General features: G+C 45.1%; 19 protein-coding genes and 1 pseudogene. 13 read left to right on the top strand and 7 right to left on the bottom strand.

Annotated features, from left to right (window positions below):
• Positions 1–258: 258 nt before the first annotated feature.
• From B3K91_RS03160 to B3K91_RS03175, 4 genes are all read left to right on the top strand, one after another.
• Positions 259–1,503 carry an HD-GYP domain-containing protein gene (locus B3K91_RS03160; RefSeq protein ID WP_292593974.1) on the top strand — a complete coding sequence of 415 codons (1,245 nt, stop codon included), beginning with the start codon at positions 259–261 and terminating at the stop codon, positions 1,501–1,503.
• Positions 1,504–1,635: 132 nt separating this feature from the next.
• Complete coding sequence (locus B3K91_RS03165) at positions 1,636–1,944, top strand: hypothetical protein (RefSeq protein ID WP_292593975.1); 309 nt, start codon at positions 1,636–1,638, stop codon at positions 1,942–1,944.
• A gap of 8 nt (positions 1,945–1,952) precedes the next feature.
• The gene (locus B3K91_RS03170) at positions 1,953–2,435 is read left to right on the top strand and encodes a hypothetical protein (RefSeq protein WP_292593976.1); all 483 of its coding nucleotides are present in this window, start codon (positions 1,953–1,955) and stop codon (positions 2,433–2,435) included.
• Positions 2,436–2,708: 273 nt separating this feature from the next.
• On the top strand, positions 2,709–2,987 hold the full coding sequence (locus tag B3K91_RS03175) for a DUF427 domain-containing protein (protein ID WP_214060099.1): 279 nt from the start codon (positions 2,709–2,711) through the stop codon (positions 2,985–2,987).
• A 60-nt stretch (positions 2,988–3,047) separates the two neighbouring features.
• On the opposite strand, the gene B3K91_RS03180 is transcribed toward B3K91_RS03175, so the two are convergent.
• From B3K91_RS03180 to B3K91_RS03195, 4 genes are read right to left on the bottom strand one after another with little or no spacing between them, the layout of a single operon-like run.
• Positions 3,048–4,007, bottom strand: coding sequence for a tripartite tricarboxylate transporter permease (locus tag B3K91_RS03180; protein WP_292593981.1), 960 nt, complete (start codon positions 4,005–4,007; stop codon positions 3,048–3,050).
• On the bottom strand, positions 3,935–4,516 hold the full coding sequence (locus B3K91_RS03185) for a dihydrodipicolinate synthase family protein (protein ID WP_292593977.1): 582 nt from the start codon (positions 4,514–4,516) through the stop codon (positions 3,935–3,937). The genes B3K91_RS03180 and B3K91_RS03185 overlap by 73 nt, the downstream gene beginning before the upstream one ends.
• Positions 4,488–4,679 (bottom strand): dihydrodipicolinate synthase family protein, encoded by a 192-nt coding sequence (locus B3K91_RS03190; protein WP_292593978.1) that lies wholly within the window; start codon positions 4,677–4,679, stop codon positions 4,488–4,490. Before B3K91_RS03190 ends, B3K91_RS03185 begins: the two co-directional genes overlap by 29 nt.
• Before the next feature lie 15 nt (positions 4,680–4,694).
• Complete coding sequence (locus B3K91_RS03195; protein ID WP_214078112.1) at positions 4,695–5,543, bottom strand: MurR/RpiR family transcriptional regulator; 849 nt, start codon at positions 5,541–5,543, stop codon at positions 4,695–4,697.
• 343 nt (positions 5,544–5,886) lie between these two features.
• Here B3K91_RS03195 and B3K91_RS03200 point away from each other — a divergent pair, with 343 nt between their 5' ends.
• The 3 genes from B3K91_RS03200 (at position 5,887) to B3K91_RS03210 (ending at position 7,596) form a co-directional block, all read left to right on the top strand.
• Positions 5,887–6,909 carry a sugar kinase gene (locus tag B3K91_RS03200; RefSeq protein WP_292592702.1) on the top strand — a complete coding sequence of 341 codons (1,023 nt, stop codon included), beginning with the start codon at positions 5,887–5,889 and terminating at the stop codon, positions 6,907–6,909.
• A gap of 106 nt (positions 6,910–7,015) precedes the next feature.
• The gene (locus B3K91_RS03205) at positions 7,016–7,465 is read left to right on the top strand and encodes a threonine synthase (protein ID WP_292592700.1); all 450 of its coding nucleotides are present in this window, start codon (positions 7,016–7,018) and stop codon (positions 7,463–7,465) included.
• Positions 7,462–7,596, top strand: a complete 135-nt coding sequence (locus tag B3K91_RS03210; protein ID WP_292592698.1) for a hypothetical protein — start codon at positions 7,462–7,464, stop codon at positions 7,594–7,596. The genes B3K91_RS03205 and B3K91_RS03210 overlap by 4 nt, the downstream gene beginning before the upstream one ends.
• Before the next feature lie 804 nt (positions 7,597–8,400).
• Here the strand turns inward: B3K91_RS03210 and B3K91_RS03215 are convergent.
• Together B3K91_RS03215 and B3K91_RS13580 are read right to left on the bottom strand one after the other, a co-directional pair.
• Complete coding sequence (locus tag B3K91_RS03215; RefSeq protein WP_214060471.1) at positions 8,401–9,642, bottom strand: serine dehydratase subunit alpha family protein; 1,242 nt, start codon at positions 9,640–9,642, stop codon at positions 8,401–8,403.
• Positions 9,643–9,793: 151 nt separating this feature from the next.
• Positions 9,794–9,889: pseudogene (locus tag B3K91_RS13580) on the bottom strand (magnesium transporter); the annotation flags it as partial.
• 81 nt (positions 9,890–9,970) lie between these two features.
• Between B3K91_RS13580 and B3K91_RS03220 the strand changes: the two are divergent.
• From B3K91_RS03220 to B3K91_RS03245, 6 genes are all read left to right on the top strand, one after another.
• A complete protein-coding gene (locus tag B3K91_RS03220; protein WP_292592696.1) occupies positions 9,971–12,307 on the top strand; it encodes a sensor domain-containing diguanylate cyclase in 2,337 nt (778 codons plus the stop codon).
• A 231-nt stretch (positions 12,308–12,538) separates the two neighbouring features.
• Positions 12,539–13,231 carry a PAS domain S-box protein gene (locus B3K91_RS03225; protein ID WP_292592694.1) on the top strand — a complete coding sequence of 231 codons (693 nt, stop codon included), beginning with the start codon at positions 12,539–12,541 and terminating at the stop codon, positions 13,229–13,231.
• Between the two features lie 19 nt (positions 13,232–13,250).
• The gene (locus B3K91_RS03230; RefSeq protein ID WP_292592692.1) at positions 13,251–13,457 is read left to right on the top strand and encodes a hypothetical protein; all 207 of its coding nucleotides are present in this window, start codon (positions 13,251–13,253) and stop codon (positions 13,455–13,457) included.
• 86 nt (positions 13,458–13,543) lie between these two features.
• A complete protein-coding gene (locus B3K91_RS03235; protein ID WP_292593979.1) occupies positions 13,544–14,020 on the top strand; it encodes a GAF domain-containing protein in 477 nt (158 codons plus the stop codon).
• Positions 14,017–14,958 carry an HD-GYP domain-containing protein gene (locus B3K91_RS03240; protein ID WP_292592687.1) on the top strand — a complete coding sequence of 314 codons (942 nt, stop codon included), beginning with the start codon at positions 14,017–14,019 and terminating at the stop codon, positions 14,956–14,958. The genes B3K91_RS03235 and B3K91_RS03240 overlap by 4 nt, the downstream gene beginning before the upstream one ends.
• A 19-nt stretch (positions 14,959–14,977) precedes the next feature.
• Positions 14,978–15,145, top strand: coding sequence for a hypothetical protein (locus tag B3K91_RS03245; RefSeq protein WP_214060835.1), 168 nt, complete (start codon positions 14,978–14,980; stop codon positions 15,143–15,145).
• A gap of 604 nt (positions 15,146–15,749) precedes the next feature.
• On the opposite strand, the gene B3K91_RS03250 is transcribed toward B3K91_RS03245, so the two are convergent.
• Positions 15,750–15,961: hypothetical protein (locus tag B3K91_RS03250; protein ID WP_292593980.1), on the bottom strand; the 212-nt coding region annotated here is incomplete at its 5' end.

Genomic DNA, 15,961 nt, shown 5'->3' on the forward strand with positions numbered 1-15,961 from the left:
AAAAAGCAGAAGGATATCTATGCCAAACTGGGTGTGGAATCTCCCTCGGTATAATTTCCGGGAATGCAGGATGGTATAGGAGACCGGTGTGGCAGTCGCCACAACACATTAGCCAAATGACTTCAGGTTGTATATGTGTTCTTCATTGAAGAGGTTTTACCAATATGTCCGCGATTCTGTCGTGTTTTGAATAATAAAAGCGTTCGAGTAATTTCAGGGTTTGCCTGGAAGATCAATTGAGTTTGGAGGACCTGTGAAGTGCGCTTCAACACGAAAGAGATGTATCTGATACTTTTTAGACTTCTCAAAAGGGTTTCTAAGATTGGCATTCATTCATTGCAGGTTGCGTATGTTTCAAAGATAGTTGGAAGGGAACTCGGGTTCTCCAAGCATAGACTGAATGTTGTTGGGTTTCTGCATGATATTGGTTTTCTTAATCCCGTACAGGTGAACCAGGTTCAAAGAACCCTCGGTGTTGAAAATGCGTCTATCAGCAATTGGTTGGCACTTGACAGTGGACTTCAGGAGAATCACGCGGTAGTCGGAGCCAGAATAGTAAGGCATATAGAAGATAGCTCCGAACTATCGGACGTGGTTGAAAAGCACCATTATTATTCGATGCTACTTAACCCGGAGATTGATCATGACATAATGGCAAGCGTTGTACATCTTGCAGATTCCGTGAGCATACGGCTGTTGTCTGGTAAGAAAGACTTTAACCAGATGGAGACAATCAAACGCTCAGTTGTAAACTCAAACGAGTTTCTAGAGAAAGCGAAGTTTGCATTTGAAAAGATCTCGGAAAAGAAGGGCTTCTGGTGGACCGTAGTAGATGAGAACACCCTTTACGACGAATTTGAAAGGGATCTTGAGGAAAATCCTCTGAGTAATTCCGATCTACAATCTTTGGGAGACATTCTCATGTACATGACCGATGTTAAGAGCCGGTTCACCACCTTTCACACTGAGAGAATCGCCTATGTTTCGAAGCTTCTTGCAGAAAGAGCTCATCTTGGAGAGGAAAGGGCGATGGAAGTATTTTTTGCTGCCAAAATTCACGACCTTGGAAAGATGGCAACTCCAATATCCATTCTCGAAAAGCCGGGAAAACTAACTAAGGAAGAGACCTTTATAATGCAGCGCCACATCTTCGATTCCTACTTAATAGTCGGCGGAAGAGAGGCAATCGAGAAACACAGACTCCTGCAGTGGGGAGTGAATCACCATGAAAGATTGGACAGTAGTGGTTATCCCTGGGGAAAGAGTTCAGCCGAACTCGATCTGGAATCAAAAATTATAATGATTGCAGACGTATTTGTGGCATTGACAGAAGATAGACCGTATCGAAAAGGAATGTCTATAGGTGCTTCTTTGGACGTAATCGTCCGTCAAGTTCAGAGCGGGTTACTTGATGAATATGTATTTACGAAACTGAAGGATCTGGTTGCCGAAGGTTTTGACTTCACTAGAATCGAACACACGAAAAACCCTTTTCTTCTATGAAACTAAGCTCCTATAAATTTCATTACCACAGCAGGAACTGTCAGAAATCAATACATTTCGTCATCTAGAATTCGTTATTCTGTTTGCTCCCTTTTCTTTCTTTTGAGAGCCGTTGAGGATAAGGCTTCATCTTTGAAGTGCTATCTAGAGGTGATTAGGGTAATTGAAGTAAGAGGGGCCGGAGAAGAGGAATTAGAGTTCATTGCGGGTTGTGGACGGTTGATTAACCGCGAAATATCTGAATCGGTTCAAAGAAGAATACCATGGTTCACGGAGAAAAGGCAGAACGGTCTGGTGTCTCTGATAGGGCTTCTGAAAGGAAAGCGCGTTGGGTTCCCAAACATGTTTCCGATTGAGATCTCTCCCTGGGGACAGGTTGGCAGAGAGCTGTTTGTCATTACCTGTCTCTTTGTTACTGGGACTTTCAGAATAATGGAGTAGGAAAGAGAATGATGTCTAGCGATATTGATATTGCCAGGAGTTCTTCAAGAAAGGGGGTAATCTCATTTGGATACACAGATCCGAAATGGTACCTCCCTGTCTCTTTCTTTGAGAAGTTGGGCTTGAGTGAAATCTCTAGAAACGGAGAAGAGAGATTGATGATGCTTGTTCTATCCAGTAAGGCAGAGATACCGAGACAAATGGTCAGCAAGTATACTTATGAGCCTGTTGAAGGGAAGATTGTGGTCGATCTCTTCTTCAACCGTTTCTGCTCAACCAGTGAAATAGATGCATATAGAGTTATGAGAGTTGTGAAAGAGTTCAAAGAAAATGTCATTTTCAATCTTCACGAAATCGAAGAGCAGGGAGTCGAGGAAGAGTTCGGATTGCCAAGAGCGATTTTCGTAAATGGGGGAGAGATATTCTGGGGATATGAAGCTCCTGAGAATGGAATTAGAGATGCGATTACAAACGAAATCAACTCCAGATAAGGATTTCATTCACTACTGGTGAACAGTATGTTTGGAAGAGAATCGTAATTGTGCTGACGAAGTGAGTTCTTAGACCAATTCTTTCGACGGATCTCTGTGAAGATCAAAAGAATACAACAGCCTTTCAGGACAGAATCAGTTTTGCTAGACCGACTAAGCAACAGTGACTCTTTGAATCATGTCACTTCGGACGATTCTTTATCATATAATAGTGGAGAAAAGGCATCGGCAATTACCGCGTAATGATAAGTTTATCCATGAGAGGTGATTAACGTGAGAGCGCTTTGGAAGGGAAAAGTCATTGCAGAGAGCAACCAGACAATCGTAATTGAGGGTAATCACTACTTTCCTCCCGGGACAGTAAACAAAGCTCTTCTTGAACACAGCGATTTAACTACCATATGCCACTGGAAGGGCGAAGCTCACTATTACAACATCATTGTTGACAGCGAGAAGAACGAGAACGCTGCCTGGTACTACCCTGAACCACTTGAAGGAGCATCAAACATCAAGGATTTCGTTGCGTTTTGGAAAGGTGTAAGAGTTGAGTAGACACTTTGGAGAAGAAAAGCGATGCTCAGAGGCATCGCTTTTTTGTTCTTCCTTACAAGACTATTCTTCTGTTTTGTGTTTGGAAAAGCCCTTCTTTAAGAGGTTCAAGGCGGGACCGCCCAGAAAGACCAAAACTATCAGAATAAACAGAACTAGTGAAATCGGTCTTGTGAAAAACTGACCCATGCTTCCTCCGGTCTTTATAAGGCCGACTCTTAGATTATCTTCGACCATCGGTCCAAGAATCAAGCCCAGTATCATTGGAGCTAAAGGAACTGATAACCTTTCAAAAAGGAATCCAATCAGACCAAAGATCAGCATTACATAAATATCAAAATAGCTGTTTCTTATTGCAAAAGAACCAATCATTGAAAAGAGGACTACTGCTGTTAAGACTACGCTAGTTTTCATTTTCAGAACGAAGGCGAAAGCCTTTATTCCAAGGTAGCCAATCGGAATTAGTAGAATATTCGCAAGAATCGCAATACTGAAAACGCCATTCACCAAATCGGGGGATTCCGTGAATATTAGTGGTCCGGGCTTCAGACCGTACATGAGCATAGCCCCGAGGACTATAGCGGTTATTGTGTCTCCGGGAACGCCGAAAACCAGCGCGGGAATCCATGTTCCTCCGAGAGCCGCATTGTTTGCGCTTGTTGGAGCAATAACCCCCTTTATGTTTCCCTTGCCAAAATCCTCACTGTTTCGCGATGTCTTTTTTTCCACTCCATACGCCACCCATGCTGCAATATCTGCTCCAGCTCCCGGCAGTGCGCCAACGAAGGTGCCGACAAATGCAGACTTAATAAGCGTCCACTTGTTCTGCCAGATTATTCGAAGAGCTTCGAGCGGAGATATCTTCACCTTCTCTGTAATTGGAGGTAGCTGCAGCTTTGAAGCGCCTTGTTGAACACGCTTCAATACTTCAGAAATGCCGAAGAGCCCAATCATAACTGGGCATAATGCTGAACATCTCGTAACTTGTTGACTCTTAACTGGAGCTCTAGGGCTTTCTTGAATTCTCCTTTTATCGTCTCGTTGTACAGTTCGACTACCGGTTCGGGAAGGGCGTTCGCAAGACCGCAAATCGCGGCATCAGCACCTAACGGCACTGAAGGGATAATGAAGGCTTCGGTACCGCTTATATAATAAAAGTCATTCATATCCATGCTAAATTTGACGCCGTAGAAGTATAGAAGATCAAACGTGCTGTCTTTTATACCGTAAAGCCCTGCTTCTTTAAGGTTCTTCAGTGTCTCGACATCGATTGTTACGCCGGTCGTCTTTGGGTTGTTGTAAATGAAGACGGGAAGCTCAGACACCTCTATCAGTCTCTTGAAAAACCTGATTATGTCTGCCTGAGAATAGGGAAAGTAGAATGGAACAACTGTGGCTACCGCTTTTGCTCCGACATGTTTGGCATGTCTAGCGAGTTCGAAAATGTCTTCGGGATTGCTGCTCCTATATGAGAAATAACCGGAACTCTGTCGGCAGCTCCTCTTATTGCAAGTTCCGTGACTTTCTTTCATTCACTGTCATGAGTGGTCCTGATCCATAGGTTCCGCAAACGAAAAGGCCATGAACCTTCTTGGAAAGGAAGTCTATGAGATTGAGGTATCTCTTCTCGTCAATCTTTCCCTCTGAGTCGAAAGTAGTTAGCACCGGTGGTATTATTCCTTTGAAAGCACCCATGTTGCACCTCCGAGTTTAGAATTTTAGATATGATAATGATCTTCTAGATAATGAAAGAGTATCAAGTGATTCCTCGCCCTCTCTTACAGCGAGACAAGCAAAGAGGGAGTCAACAACTACCATTTGAACACATCTGGAAACGATTGCGTCAGTGCGCAAATTCATTTCTTCTGGTACAGATGCAATAATGCTAAGATCTGCTATTTTGGCTAATGTTGAATCCCCAAATCCCGTCAAGGCGATGATTCTTACAGAGTTTTCCACTTTCTGCAAGGGTAAAACCACGTCTTTGCTTTCTCCAGAATGGGATATTGCGAAGACACAGTCGTTTTTCTTGAGCTTAGAAAGAGTGACGGCATTCGTATGTGAATCGGGGCAATAAATAGCATCCTTACCGAGAAGATTCAATTTGAAAGACAGATTGTTTGCTATCGATCCCGATACTCCGTAACCGATGCAGATTATTCTTCTGCATTGTTCGATCAGATCGACTGCATCGGGTATCATTTTTCCGATAGAGCTTTCTGTGTTTGCTCTTAAAGCCATAATGCAGCCGTTGAAGATTTTTCTCACGACATCTGACGGTGAATCTTCTATTGTGATGTCTTCGTAAGGGTGATAGAAGGACGATCCAGCGATTTCCGAGGCAAGAGTGACTTTGAATTCATGAAAGCTCTCATACCCGAGTTGTCTGTAGAATCTGACGATAGTGGACTCGCTCCCAACTTTCGACCTGTTCATAAGTTGAGTGATCGAAAGGTTAACGGTTTCAGAAGGATTCTGAAGGATTGCATCCGCTATCCTCTTCATTGTTGGAGTGAAATCAACGCTTTCCCTTGCAATTCTGTCAAGAAGATTTCCCAATTGAATTGAATCACCCTAGATAGAAAAAACTTCTACTATGATCTATCACGATCCATAGATTTGCCCAAGTCGACTTAGAGAATGTTGTTGACGATTATGAGTAATAGGGAGCAAATAATGCCAATTGTGCTCGTCAGCTTGAATTTGATGGGGTGCAATCATCAGAAAAAATTTTTTTCATGATCCGAAATTCTAGCGATTTTTGCACAGTTCTTCCAAAACTGTCGTGCTATTATCTTTGTAGGAATCGATTGCCAACTTTCCCTGGTTGTAGTGATGGACAGGTTAGGCGTTGAAATCTGTAGATTCATATAGTCATGTATTGATAGGAGGAGGATTGACAGTGTCTACTGTTGTGACTTTTGGGGAAATAATGATGCGACTTGCAACTCCATTAGGAGAGAGGTTTGAGCAAACTAAGAACTTCGAGGTTGTCTATGGGGGGGCGGAGGCTAATGTTGCTGTCGCGATTGCGCGTTATGGAGGTAAGAGCTGCTTCGTCTCGAAAGTATCGGACGATCAGTTCGGAGATGCGGCCAAGGGAAACATTTCGATTCATGGGGTGGACACCAGTCATGTTCTGAAAGGCAGCGGTAGATTAGGCAAGTACTTCTACGAACCCGGTTACTCTCAAAGGCCTTCAAAAGTGATCTACGACCGCGACGACTCGGTTTTTTCGAACTCCAAACCCGAAGATTTCTCGTGGGAAGAGATCTTCGATGGAGCGTCTTGGTTCCACTTTACTGGTATCACTCCGGCTTTAAGTGACCGATTGATCGCCATTTGTGAGATTGCCCTAAAGGAGGCAAAGTTAAGAGGAATAACTGTTTCATGCGATCTAAACTACAGAGCGAGGCTTTGGACCAAGGAAAAGGCGAAGAAAGTGATGACTGAGCTGATGAAATATGTCGATGTTCTCTTTGCAAATGAAGAGGACAGCGAATCTGTCTTCGGTATTAGAGCCGAAGACACAGACGTGAGCGATGGTCGCCTGAGTGTTGAAGGTTACAAAGATGTCGCAAAGAAACTCAAGAAAAGGTTTGATCTGAAGGCGGTTGCGATTTCTCTTAGGGAGAGTATTAACGCGAATTTCAACAGATGGTCGGCCTCTCTTCTATACGGTGAAGAGTTCTTGCTTTCAACGAAATACGACATAAACATAATTGACCGTGTTGGAGGAGGAGACGCATTTGCTGCGGGACTTATCTTTGGACTTGACAGCTCGTGGGAGCCAAGGAAAGCGCTTGAATTCGGTGTGGCCGCTTCCTGTCTGAAGCACACAATAACGGGAGACTTCAACATCGTTTCCAGAGACGAGGTTGAGAAACTACTTGGAGGAAATACCTCGGGAAGAGTAGTCAGATAGGATGGAGACCCAAGACTACCTGCAAAGGTGCAACAGATGTGGTTTTGAGCACAGTAATTCGAAGCGGTTAGCACGCTGTCCGGAGTGTAGAAGAACGCTCAAGTATATGTACGAAAGAGTTGGAGGGGTAGCTCCTTCTGATTTTTCCGAAAGGGGTATCTGTGGACTCTGGAGGTTTCATCGATTGCTGCCAGTTAGCGATCTGCGATCCATTGTGACCCTCGGAGAGGGAGGTACTCCGTTGAATGAAAGTCAAAGACTCCCTAGGACGCTTGGCTTTTCGGGAAGACTCTTCCTGAAGGATGAAACACAGAATTACACGGGTACAAACAAAGATCGCCCGGCTACCCTTGAAGTCACCAAAGCTCTTGAGAGCGGAGTTGAGGCTATCGATGTTGCTTCAGATGGCAATGCGGGGCCGGCAGTTGCCGCATATTCCGCTAGAGTAGGTCTCGAGTGTACTGTAGTAATGCCGGACAACACACACCGGTCGAAAGAAATACTCAGGCGATGTTATTCGGCGCGAGACTTGTTCTGGTTAGGGGTAGTAGTGTGAGCGAATGCATAGATCTGATAGAAGAGCTCACTGCTTCTTCCAACTGGGAAAACCTGACAACGGCGACTTCGGTAAACCCATACCATATCGAAGGGACAAAAACTGCCGCCGATAGAGAGGACTTTGGGTAAAACACCCCCGATTGGGTGATAGTTCCGGCAGGTGGCGCCAGTTTTGCAGCCGCAACCTGGAAAGGCTTCACGAAATTGAGGAGCGCTGGGATTATTGACAGGGTTCGAGAATCTTGATCGTTAAGGCAGAAGGATGCGCACCGGTGGTTAGGGCATTCAGAGGAGGAAGCGACAGGATCGAGAGGTGAGAGTACCCGAATACGAGTGCAACTGCGATAGGTGTGCCTTATTCTCTCGACGGCGATTTGGCACTCGAGGCCATATTTAGCTCTAACGGATTTGCACTCTCTGTGTCTGATGAAGAGATGGTAAAGGCAGTTAAGCTGTTGGCGAAGTACGAAGCCTGTTTGCCGAACCAACCGGAGCCGCGTCTGTTGCAGGATTTATCAAAGCCCATCGAGCTGGAATAGTTGGTAAAAGTGATTCTGCCGTTGCAATAATAACTGGGACTGGGCTGAAAACCATTTCGGCTTTCAAATCAGTCCTTGCTCATTCGAAGATTGTCGGAAGAGACAGTTCTGAGCTTAAAAGAGCCATAGTTGAGAATTAAGAAAGTCGTAAAGACGGAACTCTCAAGGAAGTCTGGAGTAGTCTGGACAATGAGCTGAAACAGTTATCGTACATTCTCGGGCAAAGGAGACCAGAGAATCGTGGTTTCATGAAGGAGTCGCGCAATAACGCTCCAGAGTCCTGGCTCTCGAAGAATCATCGCTTTGGCGCGAGAGGTTCACCGGTATTTTCCCGCAAGAAGTCTAGTTGATTTATTTTCATACGAAAATCGACCTGAGTGAATTGTCGGTGCTATCACATCCTATTCTTTCTGTTTTCAAGAACCTCGACTATTGCGGAATCGATGTTCGACATCCCTTTGGAGAGCAGAAGCTGTATATTCTCAATAGATCTGTCTAGAGTTGGAGCTATGAAACCCTGATCTGAGTCGATTCCAAGGTTGTTCAGTGAAAGCATCGCGGAACAATAGGCTTCATGTCCTCCAAGGCCTGCCTTCAGGGCGCAGCCTTCTTTGGCACCATCACACATTATTCCCGTTGTGCTCGAAAGGATTGTAAGCATTGCCTGTTCAATGTGCTGTCTTGATCCTCCAAGAAGATATACTATGCCCGCTGTTGCCCCCGTTCCGGCAGCTGTTACACATCCACAGATCGGGGCTACCCTTCCCAACTTTTTCTTGATATAGCCGGAAAACAGGTGGCTTATGGCAACTGCTTTAGCGATATCCTCCTTCCTTTTCTCAAAGTGCAGACCCGTGAGCGCAACAGGGAGAGTCGTAACTATTCCCTGATTCCCGCTTCCTCCGCTACTCATTACTGGAAGCGGAGCACCGGACATTCTCGCAGCCGATGCTGCAAGACAGTATCTTCGAATCTTATATCCAAGACCATCTTCGTTGTAACTACTGCCTTCTCTTGAAGACAAGATTTTATCAAGTCCAAATCTTGCGATATCAAGATTCATATCTATCCCTTCGAAGATCTTACCTATCTCTCTGTTGTTCATTGCTTCGACCGAATCAAAAACTTCATCAGGAGTGAAATCAATTGTGGCAGAAGGTATTGCCTGCTCCTCAATTGGGAGAGGCATTCCATCGATCTCGATCATCGAGACATTGGTGTGACTACCGGATATCGTGCACCGCACTACATGGTTCTCATCTTCTACGACCGCTTGTATAAACACCCCAGTACGATCAGGATCGCACCTAACGGAGACTGCGCGGTCCTCAATCAACTTTCTGGCAGACTCCACTGACTCAATTCGGCATGGCTTAAGCGCTTCCAGCTGGAGAGCAGCATCTCCACAAATAGCTCCCAACGCAGCCGCAAACTCATTTCCCTTCTCGTTGGTCCCAGGTATTCCAACATACATTCCGTTCTTGTAGACACTCACACTTGTTACAACGCTAATTCTTCTAATGCTACCTTCCAGTTTGCTTGCCGCTGTTGCTGTGCAGAAGGCGACCGCGCCGGGCTCAGTGCATCCGAGTGCAGGCTTCACCTCAGTTTCAAGGTACTCTTCGAGAAAACGCATTCAACACCTCCTCGTCCAGATAATCAAGTCTATCACCGCCCTCAAGTCTGAGGTGACACGATGATCCTTTCATGTTATTACCTATAGAGCAATATACGTATTGTGATCATTGGATCGTAGAGGATCTGAAGCATTCTCATCCAAGCGGAAGCTATAGAAGAAGCGTTGCAACGCTGAAGTAGATGAAAAGTCCAGTTGCATCGACAACGGTTGTAATGAGAGGACTACTGGCGACCGCAGGATCAAGAGATTTATTTGGTCTTGGAGTTGCGATGATATATAATTAATTAATGACGATCAACCGTCTTTTCTGTACTTGGTGGAAGCTATGAGAGCCAATTTCTCTGATCTTTTCACTTCATTAGAGCAGATCACTGAGATCATTACTTCTGGCGGGAGACGCTTTGAGGCTCTTATGATAGCGGGCAGATCCATATCTGCGGATAGTCTGCGCCTTTTTAAGGTCGAAAGTTCCCCAAAGGGCTCATATTCTATCGAGCCAGTCTGCGAATGGAGAAGTGAAGCCTCTGATGTTATTAGAGTGGGGAACGGAAGAGTAGAGAGTGGCGAGATCTATAACCTTAAGAAGACCATCGAAGCAAGGCTTCCCGGCAATACTTCGGAGATCACAGAGAACTCTATGACGATAGATTATTCTGCAGGACAATGTAGATTAATTCTTGTATGCGGAGCTGATTCAAAGAGCAGAGAGTGGAAGGAAGAGGAGAAGAGGTTCCTCAAATTGGTACTTTGTTCAATTCTACTAGAGGCAAGAGGGCGTATCACTGAAAATCATCATGAAGACTGTGAGTTGGCTCTTCAAGAGAGGCTTTTGAGAAGCGATGAACTGCTGAAAAACTTCGAGGGAAATGTTCTTGACATTCTAGCAGTTGCGGATCAACGCTTGATTTTCAAGTATGTGTCACCTTCCGTTTTAAGTACTATGGAGTACTCCCCAGAAGAGCTTTTAGGTACCAATGCGCTTAATCTTGTCGAAAAGAACGATGTTGAAAGGGTTATTGCAGAATCGAAAGCACTTTTTCGAGAGAAGAGACACGGTTCGTTCAGGTACAGAGCAAGAACGAAGAGTGGTCAGGTAATTTGGATGGAGACGGCAGTAAGCCCGTTGTTCGAGGGGGAAAACATCGCAGGTTGGACCATGTCGTCAAGAGAAGTTACGGACGAGATGAAGTTTCAAGCGGAGCTGAAAGCAAGAGACAGTATGATGCTTTTCATGAACGACTTGTACGTTCTCGTTTTGAGCGGAGATAACCTTCAGGAAGCTGCCTCTAAGATTGCAAACCGAGCCTACGAAGAAAAGGGAGTTGTAGGTTGTCGGATTACCTTTAGCGAAGAAGAGCCCTTTGATCTCGAGGTTTCACGAGGAGACACCGAAGTCTTTCCGACAAACGTGAGAACGGACGAAAGAGTGTTCGGTAAGCTTATCAGCAACCACATCTTCGTAGATAATCTGATAGTTGAAGGGAAGGAGTCAAGATACGTCTGTATAGCTCTTGAGTCAAACGATGAAATTGTAGGAACTTTTGAGAGTCTTACAGAAAGAGTAACTGGTCTCACAGAGGAAAGCATAGACCTTTACAGATTGGTCGGCACAACGATATCGCTCTCACTTAGCAAAATTAAGAACCTTGTTATCACAAAGAGGAATCACATCACCTCAGAGTCCTTAAGAAAGGCAACAGAGGCGATTACAAGGGACTTGAACATGAGGACAGTAATTGAATCTATCGTTGAAGGTCTTAGGCAAGTTATTCCGTTTTACAGCGCCGCAGTTGAACTTGTCGAAGGGGACGAGCTTCTCATAGTAGGAGGCAGCTGGCCGGGCAGAGACTGTTTTGTTGGTACAAGATTCACTATGGAGGAGGGAAGTCCAGGTTTCGACGTAGTGAAGAACAAACTGATAGTTCTTGCTGCTGACGCTCAGAAGAAATACCCGCAGTTCAACAAACCGGATTTCTTCTTCATCAAATCGTGGATGGGTGTACCTCTGATTATTGAAGATGAGCCAATCGGGATGATTGCAGTGGACAGTGAGGAAGCGGAGGCCTTCAAGATCCGTCATCTGGAGGCCTTGAAGGCCTTTGCAGATATTGCCGCGATAGGGATAAACAACGCTCGACTCCATGAAAAGGTAAGAGAGCTCTCAATAAGGGACTACCTCACCGGTATTTATAATAGGCGTGGGTTGTTCGAGCTTGGAGAGAGAGAAATCGAAAAATCTAAGCGATACGGAACAGATATGGGGCTCATAATGTTCGATATAGATAATTTCAAGAAATTGAATGACAACCTCGGTCATTTAGCAGGAGACTTTGTTTTGAAGAGAGTGGCGCAGATTTGCAACAGGATTCTTCGGGCAGCCGACATTTTCGGTAGATACGGCGGCGACGAATTCATTGTTCTCTTGCCGATGACGGATGCGCAAAGAACAGAAGAGGCAGCGCTTAGGATATGTCATTCACTTGAAGAATCGGAAATCGTTTTCAACGGTACGCCTATCGATGTGAAAGCAAGCCTTGGAACAGCCTCTCTGGAAGGACACGAAAACGAACTCGAAGATATGATTAAGAGGGCGGACAGGAATCTGTATACATCAAAGGGGCGCGGAGGAAATCGAGTAACCGGGGGACCGGGCAATGGCTAGCAGGGAATGGTAGACTATGAGTGAAAAGCTTAGTGTCGAAGCGCAGTTAAGAGAGAGGAAGAAAGAACTGAGTCTCCTACACAACTTCTCGCGACTTGTGAATGAAGCAGAGGATTCACCCGAGCAAATACTGAAGGGACTTCTAAGGATGTTACCCGACGCATTTCTTGAACCAGAAAATACTTGTGCGGCGATTCTCTTAGAGATAGGGTCTTCGTATCAGAGGTCTTCATGAAGAGCGAACGTTTCATTCGCGAACCAATAAGGATGAGAGGAAAAGAGGTTGGAAGCATCTCTGAATTCTATCGCGGAGAGGGAGAGATAGCTTTTCTTTATGAAGAGGGTCAGATCGTACTTTCGTTGGCGGAACGACTCGGGAAGATTCTTCAAAGAATAGAATCGATGAGAGCTCTTCGTGAAAGCGAAGAACGTTATAGAGTTACGCTTTCAAGTATAGGAGATGCTGTCCTTTCGACAGACGAGTTCGGAATAGTGACATTTGCAAATGAGGTTGCATGTGACCTAATCGGTCTGAATGAAGACAAGATAGTCGGCAAGAGGGTTGGAGAGGTCATGGATATCTTCGGTGAAGATACTGGAGAACCTGCCGAGATTCCCGTGGAGTTCGTTCTGAAAACAGGTAAGAAAATAGGGTTGGTAAATCACACAGGACTAAGATCCAAGAATGGGAAGATTTATTCAATCGCTGATTCGGCAGCACCCATAACAAGGGAAGATGGGGAGACTGCCGGGATAATACTGATCTTTGGAGACATCACTGAGGATAAGAAAGACAGAAGATCAGATCATTCAGAGCGAAGCCAGATATCGCGAACTGATAGAGAAGATGGATGGTGGTCTTCTGATTCTAACAAGTGTAGATGGCGAGACTTTCTTCCTGAAAGACTTCAAATCTCCAAGTAGCGAGAGGAAAGAAGATGGTTTGAAACCCACTGGCAGAGAATTGAAGGCCGTCTTTCAAGGTATCGAAAGAACCAAACTGTATGAAGCGCTTAAGGGAGTCTGGGAGACTGGTATACCAGAGAAGGTTGAAGCTGAGAAGTATCACATGGAAGAGAGCGAGGGCTGGTGGACGAATTACATATATAGACTACCTTCAGGAGAGGTTGTATGCTTTGTTACGACGTAACTGAAGCCATGAGACTTTAGGAATTCAAGGACGAAGCGCACAGTCATCTCTTGGAGCTTTCGAAAGCAGCAGGTGGGAAGGATTCTTTGCTTGATGAATTCATGAAGAAAGCTGTTGAGATTGTGGGTTCTTTTCTGCAGGTTGATCGAGTAGGGGTGTATATGCTGACCGATCTCGGAGAAATTCAACTTGTAATCAGCTTTGATGCCAAGAAAGATAAAGTCAATGCAGAGAAACACCGCGCAATGAACAGAGAGTATGCAAATGAATATCTAGATCTGATTAGACAAGACAGGATTCTGAGTGTGTCAAATCTTGAGATTGAGGGAATTAGTCCGTTCATCGATAGTCTTAAGGAAGTCAGAGTACGATCATTGATCGACATTCCTTTGAAGAAAAGGGGTAGTATTATCGGCTCTCTTTTTTGTGACATGAATACAAAGAGAGAATGGACTCCTGATGAGAAGCAATTTGTTGCATCCGTCGGGGATATTCTTACGCTTGCACATGAAGAAGACGAGCTGATTACCGCGAGCAGCGTTATGGAGACTTCTTCAGAATGAACGGAGCGGTTATGCTGCTTCTAGATCCACCTACGGGAGCCATTATCGATGCAAATGCTGCAGCCTGCGAGTTTTACGAGTTCTCAATTGACGAACTGAAAAAGCTTTCCATTTGGGATCTCGCAACGGATAGCAAGGCGTTGGCAGAAGCAGGAAGACTAGCCACTGGAGAGACGCTTCATGCGGTTACCCGACAAAGACAAGCAAGCGGTACTGTCATAGATGTTGAGATCTTTGCCTCGCCTCTAGGTTCTCCTGGGTTGGAAATGCTTATCCTGATTGTTGTGGACATTACAGAAGCTCTCGCCGCAAAGAGCAAGCTGGCGGAAGCTCTTAGACAGGTAAACGTTGCTCTAGAAGGAGCAGTTGAGTTGGTTAGCAAAGTAGTAGAAGTAAGAGATCCCTATACTGCCGGTTACCAGGAGAATGTTAGTCGATTGGCAACCGCAATAGCAGAGAGACTGAGGCTTGGAGAAGATTCCGTCAGAGCTGTACGAATCGTCGGTCTGCTTCACGATGTGGGAAAGGTTTCTATTCCGGCTGAGATTCTATCTAAGCCCGGAAAGCTAACCGATCTGGAGTGGTCTTTGATAAAACGCCATCCAGTGATAGGTTATCAAATCCTTCGCGAAATGAAGTTGGGAGGTCCAATAGCCGAGATCGTTAAGCATCATCACGAGAGGGTCAACGGAACCATTTATCCTGAAGGCCTCGCAGGATCTGAACTCACGTTGGAATCCAAAATCGAGGCTGTCGCCGATGTGGTGGAAGTTATGGTGTCACACAGACCATATAGGGCATCAAAAGATGTTGGGGAAGCAATCGAAGAGATAATAAAGAACTCGGGGATACTCTATGACAAAGAGGTAGTAGCTGCCTGTATTGATGTAATAGAAGCCGGGTTCAACATTGAAAGGTCTCACTACAGTAGACTCTAGGTGATATGGAGGTAATGGCATGGATGTAGCGATACTGATTCTTGCGATTTTCGGAGGGTTGGTTTTTTTAGGTCTTGCTGTGAAGCTTGCTTTGTTTGGTCTGCGTGTTATCTTCAGCCTTGCTTTTGTCGGGCTCTTGGTCTTTGCTGTGATATGGCTGCTTTCAAAGATCCTTACACTGTTTTAGAAACGATCGTAGCCATAAGAGTTCTATAGATCTTCATCCGTCCTGAAGAGGTTACTCTCCTTCATGAGTAACCCTTTGGCTAGCAGGCCACGAAACTTTTCCATCCGGTTTTTCTTAGAATAGGTATGCGAATTGGTCTTACTTTTCCTTTTTTCAGGGATCATTCAGGAACCCCATTTCGATGATCGTTTTGTTGAAGGCCGTGAATAACCGAGAAGTAGATGCAACTCCTGATGCTCTCCGTTTCATATGAGTTGGGTGCTGTATCCCTGGTTACTGGACCATGCTAGAAGATAGTAGGGGAATGTTAGAAGAAAGGGAAGAGCAAATACCTGTTTGATCATTCTTGGGATTATAGCTGCGAGTTACACAGCTGGTACCGCGTATTTCTTAATGCCCTATGAGGCAGTGGGGGGAGTCACAAGAGTCTCTCGCGAGTTCCGATGGTTTTGAATGCAGATTTGACAATAAGATTCCTATTGACAAAGTGGCAGGTCGAGACTGGGACTGTTTTCTATCTTGGCGGTCAGAGATAAGAACCGTTGTCTCAGCTTCTGAATAGGCTCAAGTTGAAGGTATCGTAAGCTTTCTTGTAGAGATGCCGCTAAGTCTGGCTATTCTTTCTTTGAACATGACTAAGAAAGTTCTTGATGGGAGTTTCAGGATCAACTTGAATCTCGACAGGCCATTCGCCAGTGACGGTTAGGCATCTGCCGATATCATCTCCGGGAGTTCCGTACTCCTTTACCCACAAGACTTCACCCGAGAAATCGATCTTCAAAACAAGAGTCTCTATATATGGCTCATCGTATTTCT

The sequence above is a fragment of the Mesotoga sp. UBA5847 genome (assembly GCF_002432735.1).
GTDB lineage: Bacteria > Thermotogota > Thermotogae > Petrotogales > Kosmotogaceae > Mesotoga.